Genomic DNA, 7452 nt, shown 5'->3' on the forward strand with positions numbered 1-7452 from the left:
GCCCCCGGCTTAGCAATCCAGTTCATCGCCGTATTGACGATACTGTTCGGATAACTACTGATCGGCGTATTCAGAGTGAACGTCAGAACCTGTCCAGACGCACTCATGCTTGCAATCGCGTTGGCAACGGATCGATTACTGTTGAGCGTCTCCGGCGCCTGCATCCGCTGCCAATTGAACTGCACTGCGGCCGCATCGAACGGGGTACCATCGGAAAAAGTCAGCCCATCGCGGAGCTGCAGCATCCAGGTCTTGCCACCATCACTGGTCGACAGATCCTTCGCCAGACCGTAGTCGTACTGCCCGTTACCGGTATCGGCCAAAAGGTAGCCGTACAAGGCATTTCCCACCAGCGAGTTGGACGCTGCCACATTCACCAGTGTCGTCGGGTCCAGCGTGCGCGGCTCGGCAAGCTGCGTGAGAGTCAACGACCCACCTGATTGAGGCGTGCCGTCAGAGCCACCCGCACTGTTCCCACCATTGGCCGACCCGCAGGCAGCCAACAACAACGCAGCAAGGCCGAGCCACACTGCTCTCCAGCGCCATTGCGACATGCGCCTATATCCTCTCACCTACATCGCCTACCGTGACGGCACCGCCACGGCCACTATCACAACCCAACACCTGCCCGACCCTCCGGCGACAATCGCCTTCATCACAATGGCCAGCGGCGACCGGAGGGGGCGACTCCCAGGATGATTCGCCAACATCCACGGGAGCTATGGACGGGCAAAGCACTCGCGTATGATCCGACCACGCCGGTGACACAGCAGCGCTAATCCAGGCCGATTTCAGCAGCTGGCGTAGCGTTAGCTCGACTTGACGACCGATGAGGCACCATCGGGAAATGACAGGCTACGTACTGCCCCGTCTCTGTGCGTGCCATCTGCGGCTCTTCCTTCGTGCATCGCTCCTGCGCACGTGGACATCGCGTACGAAACCGACAGCCGCTTGGCGGATCGAGAGGCGACGGAATGTCACCCGACAACGCGGGTCCAGCAAACCCGTCCTCAACATCGGCACGAGGGACGGAATCGAGCAGAGCGCGAGTATACGGATGTCCGGGTGTTTCGTAAATGGCCTCCGGTTCACCGAACTCGCAGATCTTCCCAAGGTACATCACCATCACTCGATCACTGACCGTACGAACGACTCCGAGATCGTGAGCGATGAAGATGACGGTCAGACCGAACTCCTCCTTGATGTCTTCGATGAGGTTGATGATCTGAGCCTGGACAGAGACATCGAGAGCCGAGACCGCCTCATCGCAGACGAGCAGCCCCGGATTCACCGCTAATGCCCGTGCAATCGCAACACGCTGTGCTTGCCCTCCCGACAGCTGGCGAGGCAGCCGATCCGCAAACCGGTCGTAGTCGAGACCGACGCTGTCCAGCACTGTCCTGGCGCGCTGATCACGATCCGCCGATGACATGCCTGTGACTGCCAACCCCTCGGTGACGAGTTGACGGACCCGCCGACGGGGATTCAGCGATCCCACCGGATCCTGGAAGATCATCTGCATGCGCCGGCGCAGGCGGGTCAGCTGCTTGTGACCGACGGTCAGAACGTCAGTGCCCTCGAAGCTGACATGTCCACCACTCACGTCACCCAGCCGAAGGACCGCTCGACCCGCTGTCGACTTGCCACATCCCGACTCACCAACGATGCCGAGCGTCTCTCCACGTCGCACGTCGAAGGAGATGCCGGAGACAGCTTGCACGACACCCCCCGACGTCTTGAACTCCACCCGCAGGTCGCTCACGGACAGCAGTGCCTCGTCGTTCAGACGAAGATGCGCCGTACCACTACCGGCCAAGGGAACCCACTCCTCCAGCGGTGGCTGAGACGACGTCGCCCGACGCCGGGTGGCGGCAACCATGCATATGGTCGGACCCGGGCAACCCGATCCAGAACGGATCGGGGGACCTGCAGTCTCCGCTGACATGAACGCAGCGGTCGGCGAAGCGGCATCCTGCAGGAGGGTCATAGACGTTCGGTAGCCCCCCTTTGATGACTTGGAGACGAGTATGCCGAGGAAGCGTCAACGATGGCGTTGCTCCCAGCAGAGCCTCCGTGTAGCGGTGCTGCGGTGTCGCAAAGACCGCTTTCGTGCGCCCCGTCTCGACGAGGCGACCTGCGTACATGACGGCAACCCGGTCGGTGCGGCCTGCAACGACCCCCAGGTCGTGGCTGATCAATAACAGCGACATGCGGCGTGCTTGTCGCAGCCGCTCGAGCAGGTCGAGAATCTGCCGCTGGATGGTGACGTCGAGGGCCGTCGTGGGCTCGTCTGCGATAAGAAGGTCCGGCTCGCACGAAAGAGCCACTGCGATCATGACTCGCTGCCGCATGCCTCCGGACATCTGCCCGGGGAAGTTGGTCAGCCTCCGCTCAGGATCAGGTACACCGACTTCCTGGAGCAGCTGCAACGCCCGACCCCGCGCCTCTGCCTGACTGATGCCCAGATGTTTCCGCATACCTTCTGTCAGCTGCCGCTCGACTCGGACGACAGGATTCAGGGACCGACTCGGATCCTGGAACACGAGCGCGATGCGCCTGCCCCACAGCTCCTCGTGCAGTGCTCGATCATCACTGAGCAAGTCCCTGCCATCGAAGCTGATTGCACCCGAGCGGACGACGTTCCTCGGAAGAAGGCCCATGATCGAGCGGGCTAGTACAGACTTGCCGGATCCTGACTCACCTACGATCCCCATTGCCTCACCGGGATGCAGGCTCAGCGACACGTCGTCCACCGCCCGAACCACCCCAGCGGGAGTCGGGATGTGCGTGTGCAGATGATCGACTTCCAGCAGCGGACTGGCCGTATGAGAAATCGTCATCGTGGTACTCCCAAATGCTTACCGCCGCGGCCACCTGTCCTCATGGGTACTGCTCCCCTCAGTCCGGTGAACGAAGTCAAGGGAGTCGAAGGAGCCTCGTGCCGCGCACCCGCGGACGACAACGACTGTGTCCCTTCCATAGGTCTCACCACCGACTCTCCCATGACTAGCGGTCCACCGCTCGGTCAAAACGGTTACGCGCGTAGTCACCGCATTGATTCAGCGCAAAAATGGTGACAAAAATAACCATGGCAGGGACGAAAACTAGGAGCGGATCCGTGCGCAAGAAGTCTTTTCCATCCGCGATCATTCCGCCCCAGCTGGGAGTGGGCGACGGGACACCGAGGCCAAGGAAGCTCAGGGACCCCTCTGCCACGATCAGTGCGGCGATGACTGTCGGAAAATAGGCCAGCACGGACGGAATCACATTGGGGAGCACCTCTCGAAAGGCTATCCTGAGCGCTCCCCAACCCATGTTGCGAGCAGCCAGCACAAAGTCGCGTGAAGCCCAGTTCAACGTGTTGGCTCGAGCCAGTCGTGCGAATGTGGGAATGACCAGCAGGGTCAAACCGATCACCAGCGTAGTGAAGCTGGGCTGCAAGACTGAGGCAATCGTCAACAGTAGTACCAGAGGCGGGAACGCCAGCAGAGCGTCGGTCACATACATGATTACTGCATCGACAAGCCCGCGAAAATATCCAGCGACGAGTCCCAGGACAGTGCCGATCACCGTGGCAATCGTTCCAGCCATTGCCGCAACGAGCAGTGAGACCCGGCCCCCGTACGCTATGCGGGACAACACACTCCGTCCCTGGTTGTCGAGTCCGAACCATTGGCTCAGCACCCCGGACGGGTCTGCTCGGGGAAGCCCAATAGCTTCCCCATAGGAAGCGAAAGGGAGCAGAGGAGCGGTCAGCGCCACCAGGATCAGCACCGCGAGCCATACAGCGGAGATCCACACCAGCACATTCCTGCGCCGACGCACGGGCGGCACGACAGGCGCTGTGCCCACCGCTGCTCTCGTCACGCCTTCAGTCAAGTCACCTGCCTGGCCCTGGGCCAGCCCGTTGCTCATCGGGAAACCGCCAACCGGACGCGCGGATCCAACAAGCCGTACCCCACATCGACAATCGTATTAATGAGAACATAGGCCACTGCGACAAACGTGACAACACCCTGCACCATGACGATGTCTCTAGAGCTGATAGCACCCGCGACCAGTTGACCGAGACCAGGCAGCGAGAAGAACATCTCCACGATAATTGTACCGCCGATAAGCCGCCCCAAGCTGATTCCCGCGACGGTCAGCAGCGAGAAGGACGACGGCCGGAACGCATGGCGCCACAGCACGTATCTACTGGACATTCCCTTGGCTCTGGCGGCTTCGACATAGTCTTCACGCAGAGTGGTGACCAGATCAGCGCGCAAGATGCGTTGGAACGCGGCGACCTCGATGAGCGCGACGCACAGGGCAGGAAGGAATGCCGCTCGGAGATTGGGCCCCAGTCCCTCGGAGAGAGGTGCCCAGCCCGCGACCGGGAACAGGCGCGCCTCCACTGCCAGCAGATACACCAAGACGGGCGCAGCCACGAAAGCGGGAATGGACAGGAAAACCGAGGTCAACCCGGTTATGCCGCGGTCGACGCCGCCCTCCGGACGTCTGGCCGCAATCGTAGCCAGCGGCACCGCGATCACCAATGCGATGATCAACGCCAGCAGGGCGATTTCGAGAGTCACTGGCAGGCGTTCGAAGATGGCCGTTGTCACTTGTTGGTAGGTGACCGGAGACACGCCCAGATTTCCAGTGACGGCTGAGGCAAGCCAGGAGAGCCACTGGATGAAGATTGATCGATCCAGGCCCATCTTGTGCTCAAGGTCCGCCACTGCCTCCGGCGTCGCGTTGTCGCCCAGAATTACCGACGCGACAGAGCCGGGTGCGAGACTGAGCAGGACAATGACGAGGAATGTCACCAGGAGGATGACGAGGACTCCGCGAAGAAATCGCTTTACTGCAAACTGGAGCATTAGCTCCTCCGAGTGGCTTCGGGGACATTCTGACTCGACTACTGAGGCACCGATGCCGCAGCTCGTGGGTCCTCGTAGATGAGCAATCTAAGCCCTTCTATGACCGTGATCACTGTCAAGGTCCGTGCTGTTCGGACCAAGCACGACGTGCAGGGTCCCAGACAGTCAGTTCTTCGTGAAGCGGGGCACCGCAAACGTGTCGCTGACCTTATCGAAAAGGACACGCACCCGATCACCGATAAACACTGTTTCGGGGTCGACATCGATAAGGTTGGCAAGCATGCGAGCGCCCGCTCCTTGGGTGCCGTCGAGCTCGATGATTGCTGAGACGTAGGGGACTGCCTCGCGCAGGTGCGGCGCGAGCGGGTGCCGCACGACGGTGAACGAGTAAACCGTGCCGACGCCCGGCAGATCAACATACTCGAACACCGTGTTCTGACAGACGAAACACCTCGGTTGAGGCGGCAGGATGACGGTGGTGCAGTTGGTGCATCGAGGGCCGACAAGACGCCCCTCGAGCGCCGCGTCCCAAAACGGCTGGGTCGTGGCGTCCGCATGCGGATCGGTCATGGGGACGGGGTAGACCCCGGGCTTGATCTCCGACATGTCGTCCTACCTCCGCAGCAGGGTGCCGCTGACGGGGAGCCCCGCCGGGCCGCCTGTAACAAGAGCAATCTCTGCGCCTGCCACCTGATTGATGGCGTCACCGCGAAGTTGCTCGACCGCCTCGCGGACGTGTGTGAAGCCGATGATGTATGCCTCCGACAGATGGCCCCCATGGGTGTTCACGGGGATCTTGCCGCCGAGGCGAATGTTGCCGTCGGCCACGAACGGCCCGCTCTCCCCTACGCCACAGAACCCATAGTCCTCGAGCTGCATGAGCACCATCGGCGTGAAGTGATCGTAGAGAAGTGCCACGTCGACATCATCCGGCGTGACACCGGCCATCTCGTACAGCCGCTTCGCTACCGGCCGGTGTCCCGAGGACGCGAAATACTCGTCCGGCGCCTGGAAGTACTTCCCGATCGCTGGCCCCCAGCGGCCAGCGCCGCCGTGCGCCGAGCCCAAGATGTATACGGGCGGATGCCGCAGATCCTTCGCCCGGTCAGCCGAGGTCATCACAGCTGCGACCGCGCCGTCGTTCTCCATTGTGTAGTCGAACAGACACAATGGATCACTGATCATCCGTGAAGCGAAATAGTCCTTTGTCGTCAGCGGTCCCGTTTGGAGCGAGGTTGGCCGTGTGATGGCATGGCTGCGTTGAGTGATCGCGACTTCAGCGAGATGCTCACGTGTCGTGCCGTACAGGTGCATGTGCCGCTGTGTCAGGAGTGCGAAACTGCTCCCGGGTGACAGCAGCCCGCTGCCCACGGTGAAGGCAAGCGACGGTGGGACGCCGCCCGCACTGTATGGATTCGCGCTGGTGCTGCCCCCACCACCTGCGCTCACCTGCGTTCCGCCCAGACGTCGACCGGCCTGCTGGAGAGTCATCACCGAGACCACGACCTCGGCCATACCCGAGTGAATCGCTGCCGCTGCCAAACCGAGCGCGCCAGCTGATCCACCGCCGCCGGATGTGAGCGACGCCGCGAAGCGGACTTCGGGAACACCGAGAACAGAAGCAACTTCCGCGGGGTCCACCGAGTTCGAATAGATGGCGAAGCCGTCGAGATCCTGCACCGTCAGACCTGCGTCCTCCAGCGCACCCACAATTGCGTCACACGCCATGGACAGCTGGGTGTGTGGGAGCGACTCCCCCCTCTTGTAGTAGGGCGTCGCGCCGATCCCCACGATCGCTGTCCGATCTCGCATTGTCATAGATTCTTCTCCCTCGCTGACGTCCGGACCAGACGTTGCGGCATCACTTGGTCGCCCAAAGTCCGTCCACTCTCAGCGAGCCGGTTCCGTACAGCGTCGCCCCGTGGAGATGGTCACCGTAGACGACGGAATACTCGAGACGGAGGTAGTACAAGGTCGGGTAGAGCGCGGCGAACCGCTGCGCCACGATGGCGTAAGCCTGCTCGCGCTGCTCCGTCGAGGGCGCAGCGCGACCGGTATCCAGGGCCTTGTCGATGTCGGGGTCACTGATGCCGTTGATGTTGCTGGGGCTGCCGGTGTGCAATGCGTCGTACAACACCGGATCGGGATCGGTAAACGTTGTACCCCTGTTGACCGCCTGGAAGTCGAACCGGGATACCGCGGCGGCGGCGGTCGGCGTGTCGAAGACCTTCACCTGCACGTTGACGTTGCTGAATCGACTCAGCTGGGTCTGCATTGCCTGACTCGCCCGCATACTTTGCGTCGTCTGGAAGGTGGTGATGGCGAACGATACGGGCTTGCCCTCGGCCGCGAGCTCGTCGAAGAGCTGCTGCGCGCGTTGCTGATCGTAGGACGGAGCGACAGGCGCGTCGGAGTAGAACGGCGAATCCTTGACAAACAACGTGTCCGGAACCGTTCCCTGGCCGTCGAACGCGCTGGCCTGAACGAAATTTCGGTCAATTCCACGCATGACCGCCTCACGAGCCCGAATATCATCGAACGGAGCGACACGGGTGTTTAAGAACAATCCATTTCCGCCACTGAACTG

At 61.7% G+C, this 7452-nt stretch carries 8 protein-coding genes; all 8 read right to left on the bottom strand.

The window, feature by feature from the left end; genetic code table 11:
- The coding region (locus BLS43_RS28990) for an ABC transporter substrate-binding protein (protein ID WP_245707913.1) at positions 1 to 428 on the bottom strand (428 nt) is incomplete at its 3' end.
- A gap of 347 nt (positions 429 to 775) precedes the next feature.
- Positions 776 to 1762 carry an ABC transporter ATP-binding protein gene (locus BLS43_RS28995; RefSeq protein WP_245707914.1) on the bottom strand — a complete coding sequence of 329 codons (987 nt, stop codon included), beginning with the start codon at positions 1760 to 1762 and terminating at the stop codon, positions 776 to 778.
- 43 nt (positions 1763 to 1805) lie between these two features.
- Entirely contained in the window at positions 1806 to 2840 is a 1035-nt protein-coding gene (locus BLS43_RS29000; protein WP_093089888.1) for an ABC transporter ATP-binding protein, read from the bottom strand.
- Between the two features lie 166 nt (positions 2841 to 3006).
- Positions 3007 to 3915, bottom strand: coding sequence for an ABC transporter permease (locus tag BLS43_RS29005; protein ID WP_093089889.1), 909 nt, complete (start codon positions 3913 to 3915; stop codon positions 3007 to 3009).
- Entirely contained in the window at positions 3912 to 4865 is a 954-nt protein-coding gene (locus tag BLS43_RS29010) for an ABC transporter permease (RefSeq protein WP_093089890.1), read from the bottom strand. The genes BLS43_RS29005 and BLS43_RS29010 overlap by 4 nt, the downstream gene beginning before the upstream one ends.
- A gap of 165 nt (positions 4866 to 5030) precedes the next feature.
- Positions 5031 to 5471 (bottom strand): Zn-ribbon domain-containing OB-fold protein, encoded by a 441-nt coding sequence (locus BLS43_RS29015; RefSeq protein ID WP_093089891.1) that lies wholly within the window; start codon positions 5469 to 5471, stop codon positions 5031 to 5033.
- Between the two features lie 6 nt (positions 5472 to 5477).
- The gene (locus tag BLS43_RS29020) at positions 5478 to 6545 is read right to left on the bottom strand and encodes a thiolase C-terminal domain-containing protein (RefSeq protein ID WP_218130065.1); all 1068 of its coding nucleotides are present in this window, start codon (positions 6543 to 6545) and stop codon (positions 5478 to 5480) included.
- 181 nt (positions 6546 to 6726) lie between these two features.
- On the bottom strand, positions 6727 to 7452 hold a 726-nt coding region (locus tag BLS43_RS29025; RefSeq protein WP_218130066.1), incomplete at its 5' end, for an ABC transporter substrate-binding protein.

The organism is Pseudonocardia oroxyli (assembly GCF_900102195.1).
GTDB classification, from domain to species: domain Bacteria; phylum Actinomycetota; class Actinomycetes; order Mycobacteriales; family Pseudonocardiaceae; genus Pseudonocardia; species Pseudonocardia oroxyli.

Excerpts from the sequence above, each read along its gene's own strand:
- BLS43_RS29000 (WP_093089888.1), bottom strand. The coding sequence starts at position 2,840 with ATGACGATTTCTCATACGGCCAGTCCGCTGCTGGAAGTCGATCATCTG.
- BLS43_RS29005 (WP_093089889.1), bottom strand. The coding sequence starts at position 3,915 with ATGAGCAACGGGCTGGCCCAGGGCCAGGCAGGTGACTTGACTGAAGGC.
- BLS43_RS29010 (WP_093089890.1), bottom strand. The coding sequence starts at position 4,865 with ATGCTCCAGTTTGCAGTAAAGCGATTTCTTCGCGGAGTCCTCGTCATC.
- BLS43_RS29015 (WP_093089891.1), bottom strand. The coding sequence starts at position 5,471 with ATGTCGGAGATCAAGCCCGGGGTCTACCCCGTCCCCATGACCGATCCG.